The sequence below is a fragment of the Methylobacterium sp. XJLW genome, assembly GCF_003254375.1.
GTDB lineage: Bacteria > Pseudomonadota > Alphaproteobacteria > Rhizobiales > Beijerinckiaceae > Methylobacterium > Methylobacterium fujisawaense.
In genome coordinates, this window is record NZ_CP016429.1 from 1688030 (window position 1) to 1707354 (window position 19325).

Consider the following 19325-nt stretch of genomic DNA (forward strand, 5'->3'; position numbering starts at 1 on the left):
GCCATGAACGTCCTCATCCTCGGCGGCGGCGTCGTCGGCGTCACCTCGGCCTATTACCTCGCCCGGGCCGGCCATCAGGTGACCGTGCTGGAGCGCCAACCCGGCGCCGGCCTGGAGACCAGCTTCGCCAATGCCGGCCAGGTCTCGCCGGGCTACGCGGCGCCCTGGGCGGCCCCCGGGATCCCCGTGAAGGCGCTCAAGTGGCTGATGATGCGGCACCGCCCCCTGGTGCTCTGGCCGCGCCTGGAGCCCCGCCTCTACGGCTGGCTCACGCGGATGCTCGCCAACTGCACCGAGGAGGCCTACCGGCGGAACAAGGGCCGCATGGTCCGGCTCGCCGAGTACAGCCGCGACGTGCTGCGCGACCTGCGCACCGAGACGGGCATCGCCTACGACCACCGGGAGAAGGGCACGCTGCAGCTCTTCCGGACGCAGAAGCAGCTCGACCATGTCGGCGACGACACCCGCGTCCTCGACGCCTACGGCGTGCCCTACACGGTGCTGGATCCGGCGGGCTGCATCGCCGCGGAGCCCGCGCTCGCGGCGGTGCCGGACGTGTTCGTCGGCGGCCTGCGGCTGCCGGGCGACGAGACCGGCGACGCGCACCTGTTCACGCAGCGCCTCGCCGCGATCTGCGAGGGCCTCGGCGTCACCTTCCGCTACGGGACGGCGATCGCGCGCCTGCACCATGCCGGCGACCGGGTGACGGCGGTGGAGACCGCTGGCGGTGAGCTCCTGCGGGCGGAGGCCTACGTGGCGGCGCTGGGCAGCTACACGCCGGCCCTGCTGCGCCCCCTCGGGATCGCCCTGCCGGTCTACCCGGTGAAGGGCTATTCCCTGACCCTGCCCATCACCGATGCGGCCGCCGCCCCGGTCTCGACGGTGATGGACGAGACCTACAAGGTGGCGATCACCCGGCTCGGCGACCGCATCCGCGTCGGCGGCACCGCCGAACTCGCCGGTTTCAGCAGCGCCCTGCGCCTGCCGCGCCGCGAGACCCTCGCGCGCTCGGTGCAGGACCTGTTCCCCGCGGGCGGCGACCTCTCCCGGGCCGCGTTCTGGACCGGCCTGCGGCCGATGACGCCGGACGGCACGCCGATCGTCGGGGGGACGCGGGTCGCGAACCTGTTCACCAACACCGGCCACGGCACCCTCGGCTGGACGATGGCCTGCGGCTCGGGCCGCCTGCTCGCCGACCTCGTGTCCGGCCGGGCCCCGGAGATCGCGAGCGACGATCTGGCGCTCGACCGCTACGCCGCGTGAGCCGGCCGGGCTTTCCGCGCCGCGTGGTGACGGCGGTGCCGGCACGCGGCGCCCTGGGGACGTGGCGCACGGGCACAGCCTCGCCTCGTCCTGCGCGGGGCCGGCCCCGACCCTGCCGGCGCTGAAGCGGCCGCCGCGAGCGGTCGCCGCGAGTGGTCGCGAAGCCCTGCCCCGGGCCTGCCCAATGATTCGGCACTCTTCGCGACACGACTGCAAGTTGATTACATCGCGTTCATGAAGCGCCGATGTCCGACATCACCGGACGACTTCACAACGGCCTGAGCAACCCTTCGCATCCCGTCGAGTTTAGGATCTGAACCAACGATCCGGGTGCGCAGATGAGTTTCATCGTCGTACAGGGCAGGGAAGATCAAGAGCAGGCGGATGCCGTGCTCAGAGGCGTCGCCGACGGGCTGGCCAGCCTGTTTCCCGTGCCCGATCATCCGCCCGGTGTTCAGGACCTGCTGGATGCCCGGACACAGGAGGCCGGCATCCGCGCAGGCAGCATCGCAACGTCGAGCGGGCGGAGTACGAAGCGCGCGAAAGCGGGTGCGCGCCGCGGCGGGGATATGGGGCCGCCTCCGGCCCGCGCCGTGAAGACGGCTCCCGCCGGGGCGCTGCGCGGATCGCCTCCGCAATACAGCCGCACGCGGGCGCGCCGGGCGAGATCCGAGGCGAAGTCCGAGCGTCGCGACCAGTCCTGAGCCCGAGGCCGGCGGTCACACCGGCCTCAGCGCGGCCCCGCCACGGTCAGGCCGAACCGCCGGATCTCCCCGGGCATCTGCTCGAGCGGCAGGACCTTGGCGGCCGCGCCGCGGTCGATCGCCTCCTTGGGCATCCCGAACACCACGCAACTCGCCTCGTCCTGCGCCACGGTCTGCGCCCCGGCCCGGCGCATCTCCAGCAGGCCGTTGGCGCCGTCGTCGCCCATGCCGGTCATCAGGATGCCCAGCGCGTTCGCGGCCGCCGCCCGGGCGGCCGACCGGAACAGCACATCGACGGACGGGCGATGGCGCGCGACGAGCGGACCGTCCTTCACCGACACCGCGTAGCTGCCGCCTCGGCGCTCGACCATGAGGTGCCGCCCGCCCGGGGCGATCAGGGCCCGGCCCCGCAGCACCGGATCGCCGTCCTCCGCCTCCTTGACGGTGATCGCGCAGAGCCCGTTCAGGCGCTTGGCGAAGGCCGCCGTGAAGTGCTCCGGCATGTGCTGCACGATGACGAGGCCGGGGGACTCGGCGGGCAGCACCTCGAGCACGTCGCGCAGGGCTTCCGTCCCGCCCGTCGACGCGCCGATGCAGACGATCCGGTCGGTCTCGACCACGACGCGTCCGGGCACGGGCGGCGGCAGGACGACATCGGCCGAGAGCTTCGCTTCGACGAGCTGTCGCGGCGGCCGGCTGCCGCGCAGCTTGGCCCGGGCGGCCGCGCGCACCGCGTCGCAGACCCGCACCGTGGATTCGAGCAGGAACTGGCGGGTGTCGACCCGCGGCTTCGGCAGTACGTCGACGGCGCCCGCCTCCAGCACCTCGAACAGGATCCGGGAACCCGCCTCGGTCAGGGTCGAGCAGACGATCACCGGGAGCGGCTTCTGCGCCATGATCTTGCGCAGGAAGGTCAGGCCGTCCATGCGCGGCATCTCGAGATCGAGGATGATGACGTCCGGGATCTCCTCCTGGATCCGGCGGGCGGCGATGAACGGATCGGCCGCGGTACCCAGGACCGCGATGTCGGGCGCCGTCTCCAGGATGCCGCACAGGGTCTGGCGGACGGAGGCCGAGTCGTCGACGATGAGGACGCGGATCGGTCTCGACGCATTCACCGGCCGGAATCCCTCAGCTTGCTGAAGACGGTCGAGGACATCTGGTCGAGGCCCGCCACGCCGACGCCCGCCATCGATTCGGAATGGCCGACGATCAGGTATCCGCCGGGGCGCAGGTGCCCGGCCAGGCGTGCGACCACGGCCTTCTGGGTCGGCTTGTCGAAGTAGATCAGCACGTTGCGGCAGAAGACGAGGTCGACGTCCCGGTCGATCGGGTAGCTTTCGTCCATCAGGTTGAGCCGCTGGAACCGCACCCGGGCGCGCAGCTCGGGCACGATCCGCCCCTCGCGGCGGGCCGGATCGCGCGCGACCATCACGTAGCGCCGCCGCAGGTCCGGCGGCACCGCCTCCAGCATCTCCTCCGGGTAGATCGCCGTCCGGGCGCGGTCGAGCACCTCCGAGGAGATGTCGGTCCCGAGGATGGCGTAGCGGAACCGGTCGGCGGCCATGTCCTGCAGGACCATCGCCAGCGTATAGGCCTCCGCCCCGGTCGAAGCCGCCGCGCTCCAGACCTTGAGCAGCGGCCGGTCGCCCCGCGCCGCCAGCCGCGGGACGATCGTCGTGCGCAGCAGATCGAAATGCGCCGGCTCGCGGAAGAAGTCGGTCTTGTTCGTCGTCACGCAGTCGACGAGGTGCGGGAACTCGTCCGCGAGATGGCCCGCCTCGAACAGGTGGTGGCCATAGGCCTCGAGGGTCGGAAGATCGAGGGCGCGCATGCGCTTGCGCAGCCGGCCCTCGACCATGGTGCGCTTGGCCGGCGGCAGCTGGATGCCGGCATGGTGCTGGACGAGGTCGGCGACCGAGCGGAAATGCCGGTCGCTCAGGTGACCCGGATCGGTCTCCATGGTCCCGGGTCCGCTCAGGCGGCCTGGGGCGACGCGGCGAGCGCGGGCCCGTCGCCGTCCATGAGCGCGACGAGGTCGAACACCACCACGAACGCCTCGCCCCGGCGGCCGATCCCGGCGATGTAGCGCGCGTTCCAGCGGCCGCCGACCTCGGGGGCCGCCTCCATCTCGGTCCCGTCGAGTTCCGTCACCTCGATCACCCGGTCGGCCACGAACCCGACCCGGAGCGCCCGGCCCGGCATCGGCACGTTGAGCAGGATGATCCGCGTCGCCGGCGTGCGCGCCACGGGCGGCAGTCCGAGCTTGGTGCGCAGGTCCACCACCGGGTAGCTCTGCCCGCGCACGTCGATCATGCCGAGCAGGAAGGCCGGCGCCTGCGGCAGGGCCGCCGGGACCCGGTAGTCCAGGATCTCGTGGACGTGCTCGACGTCGATCCCGAAGGTCTCGGCGCCGAGACCGAGGGTCAGGTACTGCCACACACTGGACATGCAGAGTCTCCGGATGGACTGCGACGCGCGCCGACGGCAGGATCCGCGCGGGGACGAGCGCCGCGCGGATCCGGGCCTCGCCCGACAGGTCGGGCGACCTGTCGGGCGAGATGTCAGGCGACGCGGGTGAAGGCGGCGTCCTGCGCGTCGCCCTCGCCCATGTCGAGGGCGAAGCCCCCGGCCGCGGCCGGGTTGCGCCCCACCGCCCGCTTCGGGCTCGGCGAGCGGATCGCCGCCGAGGGCGCGCCCATCCGCGTCGCGGTCGCGCGCAGCCGCGTCACCGCCTGATCGACACCGGCCAGAGGCCCGGCCGGTGCGGCCGCCTCGGTGATGCGGAAGTAGGCGATCGTCGCCTGCAGCTTCTCGGCCTGGGTGGCCAGTTCCTCGGAGGTGGCCGAGACCTGCTCGGAGGCGCTGGCGTTCTGCTGGGTCACCTTGTCGAGCTGCTGGATCGCCTGATTGATCTGGCCCGAGCCGACATCCTGCTCGCGGCAGGCGGCGGTGATCTCCTCCACCAGGCTGGCGGTCTTCTTGATGTCGGGCACGAGCTTGCCGAGCATGTCGCCGGCCTGCTGGGCGGCCTTGACGGTGTCGGACGACAGCGTGCCGATCTCGGCCGCGGCCGCCTGGCTGCGCTCGGCGAGCTTGCGCACCTCGCTGGCCACCACCGCGAAGCCGCGGCCATGCTCGCCGGCCCGGGCCGCCTCGACGGCGGCGTTGAGGGCCAGCAGGTCGGTCTGGCGGGCGATCTCCTGCACGATGGTGATCTTCTGCGCGATGGTCTGCATGGCCTCGACGGCGCGGCCGACGGCGACCCCGCTGGCCTCCGCGTCCTGGGCCGATTGCCGGGCGATCGTCTCGGTCTGGCTGGCGTTCTCGGCGTTCTGCTTCACGTTGGCGGCCATCTCCTCCATCGAGGCCGAGGCCTCCTCGGTCGAGGCCGCCTGCTCGGTCGAGCCCTGCGACAGCTGCTCGGCCGAGGCCGACAGCTCCTGGGACCCCGCCGACACGTTGCTCGCCGCCGCGCTCGCCTCGGCCACGACGGCGCGCAGCTTCGTCAGCATGGTCTGCAGGGCGATGCCCATCGTGTCCTTGTCGGAGAGCGGCCGGGCCTCGACCCTGAGGTCGCCCTGGGCGATGGCGTTGGCGAGCGCGGCCGTCGCGTTCAGGTTCTCGGTCATGCGGCCCATGGCCCCCACGAGGTCGCCGAGCTCGTCGTTGGAGGTGACCTTCGCGGTCTGGCTCAGGTCGCCCATCGCCACCGCGTCGGCGAGGGTCACGGCGCGGCCGAGGCCACGGGAGATCGAGAAGGCGAGCCAGGTGGCGATGCCGAGGCCGAGGAGGAGCGCCGCCGCAACGGTGGCGAGCAGGATCGTCTGGCCCTCGCTCGCATCGGCCTTGGCCCTGCCGACGGCGTCGATCATGCGGCGGTTCTGGAATTCGGCCAGCGTGTCGAAGGCCCGGTTCGCCGCGAGGCTCAGCGTCGCGTATTCGCCGGAGGCGAGGTCGGCGGCCTTGACGGCGGCCCCCGTCTCGATGGTCGCCAGCGCCTTCTGGAACGAGGCCGACCAGGCGGCGTATTTCTGGCGCACCCCCTCGGTCGAGATGCCCTGGGCGGCGCTCGCGCGCAGGAGGTCGTCCATGGCGTGCGCGACCTCATCCCGCACCTGCTTGGCCGCGTTCACCCGCTGCTCCAGCACCTCGAGGGTCGTCGCACCGGTCGCCGATTGAAGCTGTCCCCAGGCCCGCTCCATGCGGATCTGGAAGGCGGCCGCAGACTTGGCCAAGTCGTCACCCGATGTCTCGCCCGAGCGGCCCTTGGCCAAGGTGTCGAGTTCCGAACGGAGCGCCGCCGTCGCCGGCCGACCCGTCGTGTTGATCTCGGCCCAGGTCCTGATGCCGGAATTCTGCTTCGTCAGATCGATGATCTTCCCGGCCAGGGCGCGCTGCTTCTCGTACTTGTCGGACAGGTCATCCAGCAGCCGCTTGCCCTCATCCGCGACGATGTAGCCCTTCGCCTTGGCCAAGCCCGCCACGGCGTCGTTGCGGTTGTCCGCAGCGCGCTTGCTGAACTCCGTCATCTGGGCGTCATCGGTGCTGATCACCGCCGCCCGCACGTTGCTGACGCCATTGATCGCGTGGCCCTTCGCGTCCAGCACGAGGGCCTGCAGCTCGGCGCGGCTGATGACGAACTTCATCGACTCCTCGGAAGACATCAACTTCTGATAGCCGACGCCGCCGGCCGCGGCGGTCAGGAGCAGGACGGCGCCGAAGCCGCCTGCGAGCTTGGCCTTGATCGAGAAACGCATCGTACTCACCCCACGCACGCAACACTTGGACAGGACAGCCACAAGACTTCAGTTGAGGATCTGCTCGAGTTCGGGGACGATGATGAATTCATCCCTCGCCTTGACGATCGACCGGATGTATTCAGGGCGCCACGTCGTGCCGACCGGCGGCACCGCCTGGCAGCTCGCCGGATCGATCTCCGTCACCGCGAACACCTTGTCGGCCACCAGCGCGACCACCACCGGATCGCCCCCCACCGCAACCTCCAGCACCAGGAAGCGCGTGTCCGGGCTGTCCGCCGCCGCCGGCATCCCGAACCGCTCGCGGATGTCGGCCAGGGGGATGACGTTGCCGCGCACGTTCACGATCCGGTCGATATGCGGCCGTGCCCCCGCCACCCGCGTCGCCGGGATCGGATCGATGATCTCGCGCACCATCCCGGCATCCAGCGCGAAGCTCTCCGTGCCGATCCGGAACATCACCACCTGCTGGCCGCCCCGCGACCCCGCCTGCGGTCCGGTTCCGAGAGAACCGCTCGTCACGCCGCCGCTCATCACGCCACCTCCTGATACACGCGCGCGCCCTCGGCGCCGCCGCCGCTCACGAGCCGGCCGACATCGATGATCAGCGCCGCCGTGCCGTCGCCCAGGATCGTCGCCCCCGAGAACGTCGCCACGTCCGCGTGCAGCTTCGACAGCGACTTGATCACCGTCTGGTGGTTGCCGATGATCTGGTCCGCCACCAGCCCGACCCGGGCCTCGCCCGCCGCGACGATGATCACCTTCTGGTGCAGCTCCGGCTCGCCCGCGGCCCCGAACAGGCTGCGCAGCCGCAGGAACGGCACCAGCGCGCCCCGGATGTTCAGGAAGTCCCGCCCGCGCCCGCCGCGCTCGCCGGCGGGCAGCTCGACGCATTCCTCCACCGCCGCCAGGGGGATGACGTAGCGCCCCTCTCCCACCCGGATCAGCAATCCCTCGATGATCGCCAGCGTCAGCGGCAGGCGCAGGGCGACCGTCGTGCCGCCCCCCGGCTCGGTCGCGATGTCGATCGTGCCGCGCAGGCTCTCGATCGTCTTCTTGACCACGTCCATGCCGACCCCGCGCCCCGACAGGGCCGAGATCTCCTGGGCGGTCGAGAAGCCCGGCGCGAACAGGAACTGGTAGACCTGCTGGTCGGTGAGCACCGCGCCGGGCGCGCACAGGCCCTTCTCCTCGGCCTTGGCGCGGATGCGTGCCGCGTCGAGCCCGGCGCCGTCGTCGCGCACGCTCACCAGCACCTGGGCGCCGACATGCTCGGCGGTCAGCGTGATACGCCCGGTCGCGGCCTTGGCGGCGGCGGCCCGGCGCCCGGGCGCCTCGATGCCGTGGTCGATGGCGTTGCGGATCAGGTGGACGAGCGGGTCGGCCAGCCGCTCGATCACGGTCTTGTCGAGTTCGGTGTCCTCGCCGCCGGTGACGAACTCCACCGGCTTGCCGAGATCGCGCGAGAGATCGTGGATCAGGCGGCGGAAACGGCCGAATAGCGCGCCGATGGCGACCATGCGGATGCTCATCGTGGTGTCGCGCAGCCGCGCCGACAGGCGCTCGATCTCCTCCGCGATGCCCTTGAGGCCGGGATCGGCGCTCAGGCCGGCGAGCTGGCTCAGCCGGGCCTGGGCGATGACCAGTTCGCCGACCCGGTCCATCAGCTCGTCGAGCCGCTCCGCCTCGACCCGCACGCTGCTGGCCGGCCGCTCCTCGGCCCGCCGCGCCGGGCTCCGCTCAGCGGTCGGGGCCGCGGGCGCGATCGCCGGCGGCGCGACGGGTGGGGCTTCGACGGAGGCGATGGCGGCGAGACCCGCCGCCGGAGCCGTGACGGTCGGCGGCGCAAACGGCCCGGGCGCGGCCTCGACCGGTTCGGGTGCGGCGTCCGGCTGCGCCGGCGAGACCGGGACCAGGGTCAGGGTCATCTCGTCCCGCACGAACAGGAAGACATCCTCGATCGCCTCGCGGGTCACGGCCGCGCGCAGCGTGACGTCCCAGCCGATGGCGAGGCTCTCGGGATCGAGGCCCGGCAGTTCGGGCAGCGCGTCGAGGCGCGGCACGATCGTGCAGGCGCCGAGGTCGCGCAGCTCGTCGAGGAGCGCCAGGGGATTGGTACCGTTGCGCAGCACGTCGGGCGCGAAGGCGATGCCGATCTGCCAGCCGCCCTCCACCATCGGGATGGGATCGGCGACCGGCTCCGGATGGGGGGCCAACGGCGCGGCGGCGGGGCGGCCGGTGGTGCCGAGGAGCTGCTCGAGTTCGGCCAGGATGGCCTCGCCGATGATGGGCGCGCTGGCCTCGGGCTCCTCGATGAGGCCGCGGATATAGTCCTTGGCCGAGAGAGAGACGTTGACGAGGTCGTGGCCGACCGGAACCTCGCCGCGACGGACGCGGTCGAAGGCGGTCTCGAAGTCGTGGGTGAAGGCGGCGACCTGCTCGAAGCCGAACATGGCGCCCGAGCCCTTGATGGTGTGCAGGGCGCGGAAGGCGGTGTCGATCAGGGCGCGGTCCTCGGGCCTGTCGCCGAGGTCGAGCAGGGTCGTCTCCAGGCAGGCCAGAAGCTCGGCGGCTTCGGCCCGGAAGACGTCGGCTGGATCGAGAGCAGTCATGGGACGGTCGGACCCGCTCACGCTAGACACAGATATAGAATGAACCGCCCGGCTTCGAGCGAACGCGAAGATTTCGACTTTGTCACCGGGCGAATGTCTTTGAACCCAAGCGTTCGGCTGGATTGCCGAGTCGCGCCGCACCCTCACGGCGACGCGAAACGACGATCATCCGCCGCTCGATTTCGCCGGTTGTATATAATCCGACTAAAAATTTTCGGTTAACGCCGAGGTTTCGATGCCTGACGGACAGTATATCCGCCCATCGCCCAGAGAATTTGATTATCGGATACTGAGATCGCGTGAGCCGTGGATCACAGGATCGCCGTATCCGGCATCCTGCGCCGGTCGGTCCGGCACGGGCTCTCGTCGTGCATCCCATGCGGATGCGGGCCGCGACCCTGCTGGGTGCGGCCGGCGGAGAGACGGGGATGAGACGTGGGGCCGGTCGCGGCAGATCCGGCCGCGGCGCAACCGCCGACCGGGCCGGACCGGATTGCCCGCGGACCGCGCCTGGCGGCGCGCTCGGGTTCAGAACAGGTCGATGCCGTCCAGATCGTCGGCGGCCGGGCGCTGCGCGACCGGGGCGACCCCGAGCAGTCGCTCCGTCAGGCGCGCCCGGACCTCGCCGAGGGTGCAGCGCGCGATCGCCGCCTCGATCCAGGCCGGGTCGGCGCCGAAATCTGGCACCGCGCCGTCGCCCGCGCTCGCTCCGGAGAGACGGCCGAGTTCCGCACCGGCCGCGCGCAGCAGGCCTTCGACGTTCTCGATGCGCTGCTTGGCCCGGTCCTGGAACTGCATCGCCACGATCGCCGCCGACACGTCCTCGGTGATGGCCTGCGTCGTCTCGGCGGTCTGGCGCAGGACGCCGGCGACCTGGGCGTTCTGCTCGACGAGGGCCCGCATCACCATGCGGACGCGCAGCTCGGCGGTGCGGCTCTCCTCGGACATGTCGATCGCCGCGATGTCGCCCAGCAGAGCGTGGCTGCTGCGCAGGTCGGCCGCCATGGTGCCGATCTGCTGCTTGATCACGTCCGACAGGGCGTTGATGGTCGTGGCGAGGCCGCGCACCTCGTCGGCGACCACCGCGAAGGCCGCGCCGCTGCTGCCGGCCCGGGCGGCCTCGATCTTGGCGTTCAGGGCAAGCAGGTTGGTCTGGCGGTTGATCTTCTCGATCTCCGCCACGCTGCCCTCGACCGACGACAGGCCGTCGAGCGCCCCCGCCAGCCCCTGCGCGAGGGTCGTCCCGCGGGAGGACATCAGCGTGATCCGCGCGATCAGCGCGGCGAGCGTCTCGCCGAGGCCGGCGGCGACATCTCCGAGGTCCAGGGTCTTGTCGTCGATCCGTACGGTCTGAACCGAGGCGACGAGGCCGCGCACGATCTCCGACTGCTCGCAGGTCGAGGCCGCGATGTTCTGAAAGCGGTTGGACAGGCCGTGGACATTCGCCTCCACATCCGCGGAGACGATCCCGAGCTCGGCGATGAGGGCGTCCAGGAGCCCCCGCTGCTGCGCCGAGAGGCCGAGCCAGGCCTGGAGCAGATCGGCCGACCGCGTGGCGGCCGCCGGGTCGGCCGGGATCTCGATCTGCGGCGCCGGCGACGTATCGGCGGCGGGGGATGCCACCGTCTCGGGACGATCCGGCGGCGCGAGCGCGGAGCCGGACACCGCGCCGGGCACTGCGCCGGATCCGCGCCGTCCGTCGGCCCGCCGGAAGCGGGCCGGGACCTGCCTGAGAATGTCGTGGGCAGCTTGGAAGGACATCAGATGTCGGATCTCTCGGCGTCGACCGTCGCGCGCCGGTCAAGCCGCAAACCGATGGACGGCGTCGGCCCGACGGTAAGGATCGCCGTTAAAGAAAGCGTTATCACCGGCAATGAAGCGCAAGAGCGAGACAACAGATTTCTGTATTGACGCTTGAATTCCGTTCCATGCTGAATCGAATTCCAGCTGTGCAGCGTCCGGCGGCGGCGGCAACAGCGGTGGATTGGTCTGCCGTCGGTCAGAAAGAATTTACCCGCCGCGGTGTTGTCTCCGCCGGAGAGGCGCAGCGGCGCCCAATCCTGTCGTCGAGGGCCTGAACCCGCATGTCCGAGGCTTCCGTCCTCACGCTCGAATCCGACTGCACCATCCGGACGGTCCGGTCGCTGCAGGGCGCTTTGGCGGCGGCCCTCGCCGGCGCGACGCGCCTCACCCTGGACTGCGCGGCGGTCGAGCGCGCGGACATCACCTTCGTCCAGATCGTGCTCGCGGCGGACAAGGCGGCACAGCGTCAAGCCACGGAGATCGCGCTGGCCAATGTGCCGCCGGCGGTCAGCGGCGCGTTCCAACGCGCTGCGATCGCCCTCCCCGGCCAGGCACTCCGCTAGGCCCACGCTTCAAGCACAAGAACGGAATCCTTGTCATGGCCACTGTCCTCGCCGTCGACGACTCGCCCAGCATCCGGCAGATGATCAAGGTCGTCCTCGGCCCGGCCGGCCACACGGTGATCGAGGCCGGCGATGGCGCCGAAGGCTTGGCGAAAGCCAAGAGCGCCAGCCTCAACCTCGTCATCACGGATCTCAACATGCCGGTGATGAACGGACTGGAGATGATCAAGCAATTGCGGACGTTGCCCGCCTGCACGGGCGTTCCGATCCTCTTCCTGAGCACGGAATCGGACGAGGGTATCAAGCAGCAGGCGAAGGCGGCCGGGGCGACCGGCTGGATCACCAAGCCGTTCAAGCCAGAGCAGCTGCTGGCCGTCGTGTCCAAGCTGGTGCGCGCCTGAGGGCGCGGGGCCGGTCCCGGCGGCGCGGCCTTCCGGGACGCCGGCCCCACGACGTCGGCGCCATCCCCCGCACCGTGAGCGGTGACGCGCGTCGCCGTCACTTCAGGTGGTAGGCGACCCCCGCGATCAGCGCCTTTTCCTCGGTGTTGATGGTGCGCCGCGGGTCGGCGCCGAACTTGTTGCGCCAATACTGGAACCCGGCGAAGACCTCGACCCGGTTGGGGGTCCCGGCGAGCAACTGCCCGACATCCAGGACAAGGTTCGTCTGTGAGGCGAACTCCAATTGCGTGTCGTTCTGGTTGATCGTGCCGTAGCGCCCCTTGGGCAGGATGATCGTGTTGAAGCCGGCCAGGGACAGCGGCAGCCCGGTGAACGGCAGCGGGATCGTGTAGGTGATCTCGAATTCCGGGGTCAACTTGAACTCGACACTGCGGAAGTGCGAGTAATCGAAGCCCGGCACGGCGCCATTCCCGGGGATGCCCGGCGTGGGCCCGTTCCCCGCAAAGCCGTTGCGGGAGAAGTCCTTGTAGCCCTGGACCTTCAGGTTCACGAACCCGGCCGGCACGTCGAAGGCGAAGCTGAGGCCGAAGGTGCCGGCCCGCTTCTCAGCGTCGAAATACGTGTCCTTGGTGTTGATGTCGGCACCGAACGACAGGCCGACATCCTTGACGAAGCCTGGAATCGCGAAGGTCTCGGTATCCAAGATCTTGTTGAAGCTCAGGACGCCGCGATAGATCAGGTAGATTTCGGTCGCGCCGTAATCCTTGAACGGGCGCCGCTTGTCGCCCGCAGGATCCTGGGAGCCGGATGTGAGGATGTCGAGGGAGATGAGGTTGGTGCCGTAAGCCCATGAGTCGGCGTGAAACACGTTGACGACGTTCTTCGGCACCTCGCGCGGGGCGAACCCACCCTGCGCCGTGCCGTCGGGACGCCGCACGAAGAGCCCGGGCTCCGCCGACGGGCCCTGGAAGCGGTAGCTGACCACCGTGTCGGAGAAGCCGAGGTACGAGGGCGGCGGCGCCGCCATCACGGTGGCGGCCGCCACGGAAACCCCGGCCTCCTGGCGCTCCGCGCGGGCCGGAGCCCGCGCCCCGGGAACGCGCGTGCCGCCTGCCGCCCCGGCGACCTCCGGAGCCGGGGACGTGGCCGAATCCGGCGAAGGCTCGGCCCGGGCCGGCCCGACCGGCCCGGATCCGCAGGCCAGGATCAGCAGACCCGCCGCGGAGAACGGCCTCATCCGGGATAGCAACCGGAGCCCGGTCAAGACAGCTTCCAGAAGGCAAGGATCATGATCGCGTAGGCGGCGATCAGCAGCGCGGCGCCCTGAAGGTTGGCCCGGGCCCGCCGCCCCGGAGCCGGCGACAGCCACCAGCCCAGCCGCCGAGCCGTCCAGGGCACCATCTGCGCGGTGAGGAGCACGCTGAACACGTTGCCGATGAACAGGGCGACCGGGAAATCCAGCTTCAGCATCCCGGAGAGGATCGGCGTGCCGACCAGGACCCCCCACAGGAACACGGTGGGGTAGAGCGTCAGCACGACGATCATGTTCATCTTCCACGCCGCGGGCGCCGGGCCTCCGGCCGGGGCGACGGTGCGGAACCATTGCTCGAAGCCGCTCTGCACCGTCCGCGTGTGGAATTCCGCGGTCAGCGGCGCCGCTTCGGCGACGAGGGCCCGCCGCTCGGGCGAGTCCATCCAGGTTTGCAGGTTCGCCTCGCCGTCGAAGCGCAGGATCGCGACGTAATCCTCCTGCACCCCCGGCACGGCCGGCTCGAACCGGTAGCCCTGCATGCCGGGCGCCTTCGACTGGGCGGCGGCGATCTTCTGCTCCCACTTGAGGTAGGCGGCCTCCAGGCCGGGCTTCACCCGGGTGCTGATCACCGCGCTGACCGGCGACGTGCGGGCTGCACTGGCATCGTCCTTGACGATATGGACGTCGTCGCGGCCCACGAGCATGGGCGTGGCGCCCTCGATCCGGGCCTGCCGCTCGGGCGAGGCCAGCCACGCCCGCGCCTGCTCCAGGCCGCTGAAGCGCTGCAGGATGACCCAATCCACCTGCAGCGGCGGCCGCGGCGGGATGAGCTGCTGCTCGATGAAGCCCGGAAAGGTCGCCACGACGGCATGGGTGTCGGACTGCCATCGGGCGAAGGCGTCGGCGCTCTCCGGCCGGATGGTCGTCTGCGTCACGATGGTGACGGACGTCGAGGCACCGCTCATGAACCGACGCACTTCCGTTGCACGACGTCCTGCCCTCGCCCGCTCGTGCGAAGCGGGGTGCAGCCCTCGGCGCTAAACCGAGCCACACCGCCGGGCGGATCGAAGCATCGGTTCGGGGACCATCACACCGCGACCACGGCAGACTTGAAGAAGCCCGCCGCCCCACGAAAGACGAGGAGGAACAGCCGAAGATTGGTCTCGCATCGCATAGCCGCCGTTCCGCCGGCGGCGTCGCTCTGCACGCCCCCATCAGCAAGCCGACATCAGTTAAAGTCAAGGCCTTGGCAGAAAAGTTCAATGTAAATATTGTAAATATAATACAATACATGTATAGATCGTTCTTTGAACCAAAACATCGAAAGGATAGTTATATCTCGGGGACGCAGCCAGAATCGCCGGACTTTTTCCAGCGCGCCGGCGCCTCGCGTGCCGCAGGTCTGGGACGGAGCGACAACAAAAAGGCGGCGCGCTGGCCAAACGGACGAGGCGGAGGCGGAAATATTTTTTCTTGTTCCTGCGTCTCAGACCGAGCGCCATCCGACTTCGCGAACTCCACGGCGCGACTGCAACGCCTCGGATCTGCTGCAGGAACCGCGACCCCGGCGAATCTGATCGTCTATGCTTCAGATATTTATTGCATTCGTGAATATTTACAATTCAATTGCGGCGGATGTCTTGACGGCGTTGACGCGTCTCGCGGTGCCATGTCTAGTCAGATCGTCGTCGGATCATGACCATCCGGTATTGGCGAACGGACATGCGCTTCACGGGACGCACGGCCTTGGCGGGACGACCTGATCTGCGAGAACCATCGCGGCGGATGCGGGCGCGGCTCGATCCCCCCCCCGCAACCTGCGCCGTTTCATCGACCCACGAGACCATCTGTCCCGAACCGAAGGCGATGCCGGTCTCCGAGGCAGGATTCTTGATCATACGGCGCCAAGTTCAAATCCGTTGATCGACGATCATACCCCCGGACATCGACAAGAACATCGCCGCAGATCATAGTCGCACTTGGCCTGAAAACATGACGAAGCAGAGGATTCGATGACCGAAAAACACGAACAGTTCATGGCCCGCGCGATCGCGCTGTCGGAGAAGACGTCGCTGGTCGACAGTGCCGGCGGCGTGTTCGGCTGCGTGATCGTCCAAGACGGTGAGATCATCGCGGAGGGCGCCAATCGCGTCGTCGCCGAGAACGATCCGACGTGGCACGGGGAGATCGAGGCCATCCGCAAGGCCTGCAAGTCGCAGGGTACCTTCAAGCTGCGGAACGCGACGCTCTATACCAGCGCCGAGCCTTGCCCGATGTGCATGGCGGCCGCGTATTGGGCCGGGATCAAAAATGTCTACTATGCGGCTCAGGTCGAGGACGCGCTCGAATACGGCGGCTTCGACGACAGCATGATCTACGCCGAGCTCAAGAAGGATGTCGGGGAGCGCTCGATCCCGACCCAACAGATCATGCGCGAAGAAGCCGTCGAGGTGTGGAAGAAATACGCCCAGAAGGCGGACCGCGTCCCCTATTGAGGGTCGGGCCGGGCGACCGCCCGCAACCTTGCACCCGCTCAGGCAGATCGGTCCGGGCGGGTTCCTCGCTCGTGCAGGGCTTGGCCATGAATGCTGAGGATCTGAGGACGCTCTGCAAGGGTCCCGTCATCGACGCGGGCGATGCGCAGTTCCGGAACGCCCTTCATGGGAATCTGTGGAACCGGCTGATCCCGGACCGGGCGCCGCGCATGATCGTGAAGGTGGCCGACGAGGACGACATCATCGCCACCGTAAAGTTCGCCCGCGCGCATGGCCTCAAGGTGGTCGTCCGCGGCGGCGGCCACAACTGGTGCCAGCCGACGCTGCGCAACGGCGGCATCCTGATCGACCTCGAACGCCTCAACAGGATCCTCTCGATCGATGTCGAGCATCGCAGGGCGGTCATCCAGCCCATCCTCAGCAATCGCGAGATCCAGACGGCGCTCAACGCCCACGGGCTCGCCTTTCCGACCGGCCATTGTCCGCAGGTCAAGGCCAGCGGCTACTTCCTCGGTGGCGGCATGGCCTGGAACCCCACGGTCTGGGGATACGGCACCGAGAGCCTGGAGGCGATCGAACTCGTCACGGCCGAGGGCACGCTGATCCGGGCGAGCGAGTCCGAGAACGCGGATTTCTTCTGGGCCGCCCGCGGCGCAGGCTCGGGCTTCTTCGGCATCGTCACGAAATACTTTCTGAAACTTCACCCGCTGCCGAAGGCGATTCATGGCAGTCAGTCCTTCTATCGGCTCGCGGATGCCCCGGCTGTCGGCACCTGGCTGGGGCAGGCCGCACCGGCAATCTCGCCCAGCGTCGAGCTGACCCTGTTCCTCGTCCAGGCCCCGCCCGCGCTGGCGGACAAGGCGGCCGGCAGCAACGGCTGGGTCTGCATGGTCACCGCGACCGCCTTCGAGGACGATCCGGAAGCGGCCCGGCGCGCCTTGCAGCCGCTGGACGATGCGCCGGTCGAGCCGCTGTCGCGTTCCCGGGTCACGCCCCTCGATTTCGAGCAGCTCTTCGATGCCTCCGGCGCGCTTTTCCCGGAGGGCGTGCGATCCAGAGTCGAAGCCACCTATTCCGACCACTGCCCCGGCGCGGTGATGGCGGCCATCCTGCCGGCCTGGCAGCGGGCCCCCTCGGCGATCTCGGTGTTCCTGACGACGATCTTCTGCGGGCCCCATGTTCCGGGGCCGCAACGGGACATGGCGCGCTCGATCACCTCCAAGATCTATGGCGGCCCCTGGACGATGTGGCACGATGCGGATGCCGACGCCGTCAATGCCGAATGGCATCGGGCGGTGACCGCCGTCTTGAAACCGTTCAACGTCGGGTACTACATCGGCGAGACCAACACGGTCGAACAGCCCGAGATCGTCGCCCAGGCCTTCACGCCCGAGAAGTGGCGGAGGCTGTGCGACCTGCGGGACAGGTACGATCCGGACCGCGTCTTCTTCGATTATTTCGACGGCCTCACCGCCGAGCCGAGTCGAGAGGTCGGATAGGATCGGACGTCGCGACGGTCGACCCGACGACGCAGGCCGGCCGCGCGATCGGACGAGGCCCTAGGCGTCGACCTTCGTCAGGAAGTCGAAGTCGCAGCCGTGCGGGGCCTGCGTGACGGTGCGGCGGTAGAGGGCCTTGTAGCCCCGGGCCGGGGCCGGCGGCGGCCGGTGGTCAGCGAGCCTGCGGGCGATCTCGTCGGCCTCGACCAGCAGGTCGACCCGCCTGTCCCGGATCGACAGGCGGATCCGGTCGCCGTCGCGCACCGCCGCCAGCGGTCCGCCCACCGCCGCCTCGGGCGCCACGTGCAGGACGATCGAGCCGAACGCCGTACCGGACATCCGGGCGTCGGAGATCCGCACCATGTCCGTCACTCCCGCCCGGGCGAGCTTCTTCGGGATCGGCAGATACCCGGCCTCCGGCATGCCGGCGGCGTGGGGACCGGCGTTCTGCAGCACGAGGATATCGCCCGGCTCGACGTCGAGGTCGGGATCGTCGATGCGGGCGGAGAGATCCTCCAGGCCGGTGAACACCACCGCCCGACCCTCGGATTCGAACAGCGCCGGGGTCGCGGCCGCGCGCTTGAAGATCGCTCCGTCCGGGGCGAGGCTGCCCGACAGGGCGACCAACCCGCCCACGGCCGAGACCGGCTCGGCGAAGGGGCGGATCACCGTGCGGTCGACCCAGCCGGCGGGCTCGTCCAGGCGCTCGGCGAGGGTGCGGCCCTCCACATCGACGGTGTCGAGGTGCAGGAGCGGCCGCAGCTCGCGCAACAGCGCCCCCATGCCGCCGGCGGCATGGAAATCCTCCATGTACCCCTGACCCACGGGCTTGAGATCGACCAGAACCGGTGTCTCGTCCGAGATCTGGTTGAAGCGCTCGGGGGAGACCCGGATGCCGAGCCGCCCGGCGATCGCCGTGAGATGCACGATGGCGTTGGTCGAGCCCGAGACCGCCATCAGCACCCGGATCGCGTTCTCCACCGACTTCTCGGTGATGACCTGGGAGGGCCGGATCTTCGTCTCGATGAGACGCACGGCGGCCCGGCCGGTCTCCTCGGCGGCCACCAGCCGGTCGGAATGCACCGCGGGGATCGCCGCGGTGCCGGGCAGCGACAGGCCCAGCGCCTCGGCGATGCAGGCCATGGTCGAGGCCGTGCCCATCACCGCGCAGGTGCCCTGCGTGACCGAGAGCCGTCCCTCGACTTCGGCGATCTCCTCCGCATCGACGGTGCCGGCCCGGTACTTGGCCCAGAAGCCCCGGCAATCCGTGCAGGCGCCGAGCCTCTGCCCGCGGTGGCGCCCGGTGGACATCGGGCCGGTGACGAGCTGGATCGCCGGCAGGTCGGCGGAAGCCGCCCCCATGAGCTGGGCCGGCACGGTCTTGTCACAGCCGCCGATCAGCACGACCGCGTCCATGGGCTGGGCCCCGATCATCTCCTCGGTGTCCATGGCCATCAGGTTGCGATACATCATGCTGGTCGGATTGAGGAAAACCTCGCCGAGCGACACGGTGGGGAAGGGCCGCGGCAGGGCCCCGGCCGCCAGCACGCCGCGGGAGACCGCCTCCACCAGCTCGGGCATGCCCCGGTGGCAATTGTTGAAGCCCGACGGCGTCATCGCGATGCCGACCACCGGCTTGTTCAGCAGCCCGACCGAGATGCCCATGGAGCGGGCGAAGGACCGGCGCAGGTAGCGCGCGAAGTCGCGGTCGCCGTAATTGGTCAAGCCGCGATCGAGGCCGTGCGGTTCGTCGGTCATCGTCGGATCCTGTTTCGAAGGCGCGGATGTCTGCGGTGTCGTCCCGGGCCTCGGGCACCCTGTCGGTCATGCCCTTCGCGACCGGAGACCGTGCCGGCCGTCGGAGCCTTCGCGCAGCCGATCCGGCCGGGCGCGGCCCGGCATCCGGAGGTGCGCGCCGAAGCCTTCGGCAGGTGGACCGGGACCGCTCGTCCGGACCGGGCCCGGCGGGAGGC

Annotated in this window: 18 protein-coding genes; 8 read left to right on the plus strand and 10 right to left on the minus strand. The window is 69.8% G+C overall.

Annotated elements, in window-relative coordinates; translation table 11 throughout:
- The first annotated feature begins 3 nt into the window (after window positions 1-3).
- Together A3862_RS07840 and A3862_RS07845 are read left to right on the plus strand one after the other, a co-directional pair.
- The gene (locus A3862_RS07840) at window positions 4-1263 is read left to right on the plus strand and encodes a D-amino acid dehydrogenase (protein WP_043760009.1); all 1260 of its coding nucleotides are present in this window, start codon (window positions 4-6) and stop codon (window positions 1261-1263) included.
- Between the two features lie 338 nt (window positions 1264-1601).
- The gene (locus A3862_RS07845) at window positions 1602-1967 is read left to right on the plus strand and encodes a hypothetical protein (protein ID WP_083936110.1); all 366 of its coding nucleotides are present in this window, start codon (window positions 1602-1604) and stop codon (window positions 1965-1967) included.
- A 26-nt stretch (window positions 1968-1993) separates the two neighbouring features.
- Here the strand turns inward: A3862_RS07845 and A3862_RS07850 are convergent, their stop codons facing one another.
- The 7 genes from A3862_RS07850 to A3862_RS32435 form a co-directional block, all read right to left on the minus strand.
- A complete protein-coding gene (locus A3862_RS07850) occupies window positions 1994-3085 on the minus strand; it encodes a protein-glutamate methylesterase/protein-glutamine glutaminase (protein WP_043389114.1) in 1092 nt (363 codons plus the stop codon).
- Window positions 3082-3930: a CheR family methyltransferase gene (locus A3862_RS07855; RefSeq protein WP_043354100.1), complete on the minus strand. Its 849-nt coding sequence runs from the start codon at window positions 3928-3930 to the stop codon at window positions 3082-3084. Before A3862_RS07855 ends, A3862_RS07850 begins: the two co-directional genes overlap by 4 nt.
- Before the next feature lie 14 nt (window positions 3931-3944).
- Window positions 3945-4418: a chemotaxis protein CheW gene (locus A3862_RS07860; protein WP_043354099.1), complete on the minus strand. Its 474-nt coding sequence runs from the start codon at window positions 4416-4418 to the stop codon at window positions 3945-3947.
- Window positions 4419-4531: 113 nt separating this feature from the next.
- Window positions 4532-6727: a HAMP domain-containing methyl-accepting chemotaxis protein gene (locus A3862_RS07865; RefSeq protein WP_111473478.1), complete on the minus strand. Its 2196-nt coding sequence runs from the start codon at window positions 6725-6727 to the stop codon at window positions 4532-4534.
- 48 nt (window positions 6728-6775) lie between these two features.
- Window positions 6776-7261: a chemotaxis protein CheW gene (locus tag A3862_RS07870; RefSeq protein ID WP_043354088.1), complete on the minus strand. Its 486-nt coding sequence runs from the start codon at window positions 7259-7261 to the stop codon at window positions 6776-6778.
- Window positions 7261-9339: a chemotaxis protein CheA gene (locus A3862_RS07875; RefSeq protein WP_043354087.1), complete on the minus strand. Its 2079-nt coding sequence runs from the start codon at window positions 9337-9339 to the stop codon at window positions 7261-7263. Before A3862_RS07875 ends, A3862_RS07870 begins: the two co-directional genes overlap by 1 nt.
- A 528-nt stretch (window positions 9340-9867) precedes the next feature.
- The gene (locus A3862_RS32435; protein ID WP_111473479.1) at window positions 9868-11100 is read right to left on the minus strand and encodes a methyl-accepting chemotaxis protein; all 1233 of its coding nucleotides are present in this window, start codon (window positions 11098-11100) and stop codon (window positions 9868-9870) included.
- A 3-nt stretch (window positions 11101-11103) separates the two neighbouring features.
- Between A3862_RS32435 and A3862_RS31460 the strand changes: the two genes are divergently transcribed.
- The 3 genes from A3862_RS31460 to A3862_RS07890 all read left to right on the plus strand — a co-directional run bounded on the left by A3862_RS31460 (window position 11104) and on the right by A3862_RS07890 (window position 12106).
- Window positions 11104-11250, plus strand: coding sequence for a hypothetical protein (locus A3862_RS31460; RefSeq protein ID WP_158498479.1), 147 nt, complete (start codon window positions 11104-11106; stop codon window positions 11248-11250).
- A 173-nt stretch (window positions 11251-11423) separates the two neighbouring features.
- Window positions 11424-11705: an STAS domain-containing protein gene (locus A3862_RS07885; protein ID WP_043389130.1), complete on the plus strand. Its 282-nt coding sequence runs from the start codon at window positions 11424-11426 to the stop codon at window positions 11703-11705.
- Window positions 11706-11740: 35 nt separating this feature from the next.
- Window positions 11741-12106 carry a response regulator gene (locus tag A3862_RS07890; protein WP_043389132.1) on the plus strand — a complete coding sequence of 122 codons (366 nt, stop codon included), beginning with the start codon at window positions 11741-11743 and terminating at the stop codon, window positions 12104-12106.
- A 97-nt stretch (window positions 12107-12203) separates the two neighbouring features.
- Here the strand turns inward: A3862_RS07890 and A3862_RS07895 are convergent, their stop codons facing one another.
- Both A3862_RS07895 and A3862_RS07900 read right to left on the minus strand, forming a co-directional pair.
- Window positions 12204-13343, minus strand: a complete 1140-nt coding sequence (locus A3862_RS07895) for a hypothetical protein (RefSeq protein WP_043760002.1) — start codon at window positions 13341-13343, stop codon at window positions 12204-12206.
- Window positions 13344-13366: 23 nt separating this feature from the next.
- Window positions 13367-14323 (minus strand): antibiotic biosynthesis monooxygenase, encoded by a 957-nt coding sequence (locus A3862_RS07900; protein ID WP_043760000.1) that lies wholly within the window; start codon window positions 14321-14323, stop codon window positions 13367-13369.
- Window positions 14324-14340: 17 nt separating this feature from the next.
- On the opposite strand from A3862_RS07900, the gene A3862_RS31035 reads away from it, so the two are divergent.
- The 3 genes from A3862_RS31035 (at window position 14341) to A3862_RS07910 (ending at window position 17352) form a co-directional block, all read left to right on the plus strand.
- The gene (locus A3862_RS31035) at window positions 14341-15057 is read left to right on the plus strand and encodes a hypothetical protein (protein WP_124262956.1); all 717 of its coding nucleotides are present in this window, start codon (window positions 14341-14343) and stop codon (window positions 15055-15057) included.
- 313 nt (window positions 15058-15370) lie between these two features.
- Window positions 15371-15853: a nucleoside deaminase gene (locus A3862_RS07905; protein WP_043389139.1), complete on the plus strand. Its 483-nt coding sequence runs from the start codon at window positions 15371-15373 to the stop codon at window positions 15851-15853.
- Between the two features lie 86 nt (window positions 15854-15939).
- Window positions 15940-17352, plus strand: coding sequence for an FAD-binding oxidoreductase (locus A3862_RS07910; protein ID WP_043761640.1), 1413 nt, complete (start codon window positions 15940-15942; stop codon window positions 17350-17352).
- A 60-nt stretch (window positions 17353-17412) separates the two neighbouring features.
- Here the strand turns inward: A3862_RS07910 and A3862_RS07915 are convergent, their stop codons facing one another.
- Window positions 17413-19110 carry a dihydroxy-acid dehydratase gene (locus A3862_RS07915; RefSeq protein WP_043389141.1) on the minus strand — a complete coding sequence of 566 codons (1698 nt, stop codon included), beginning with the start codon at window positions 19108-19110 and terminating at the stop codon, window positions 17413-17415.
- Window positions 19111-19325: the final 215 nt, after the last annotated feature.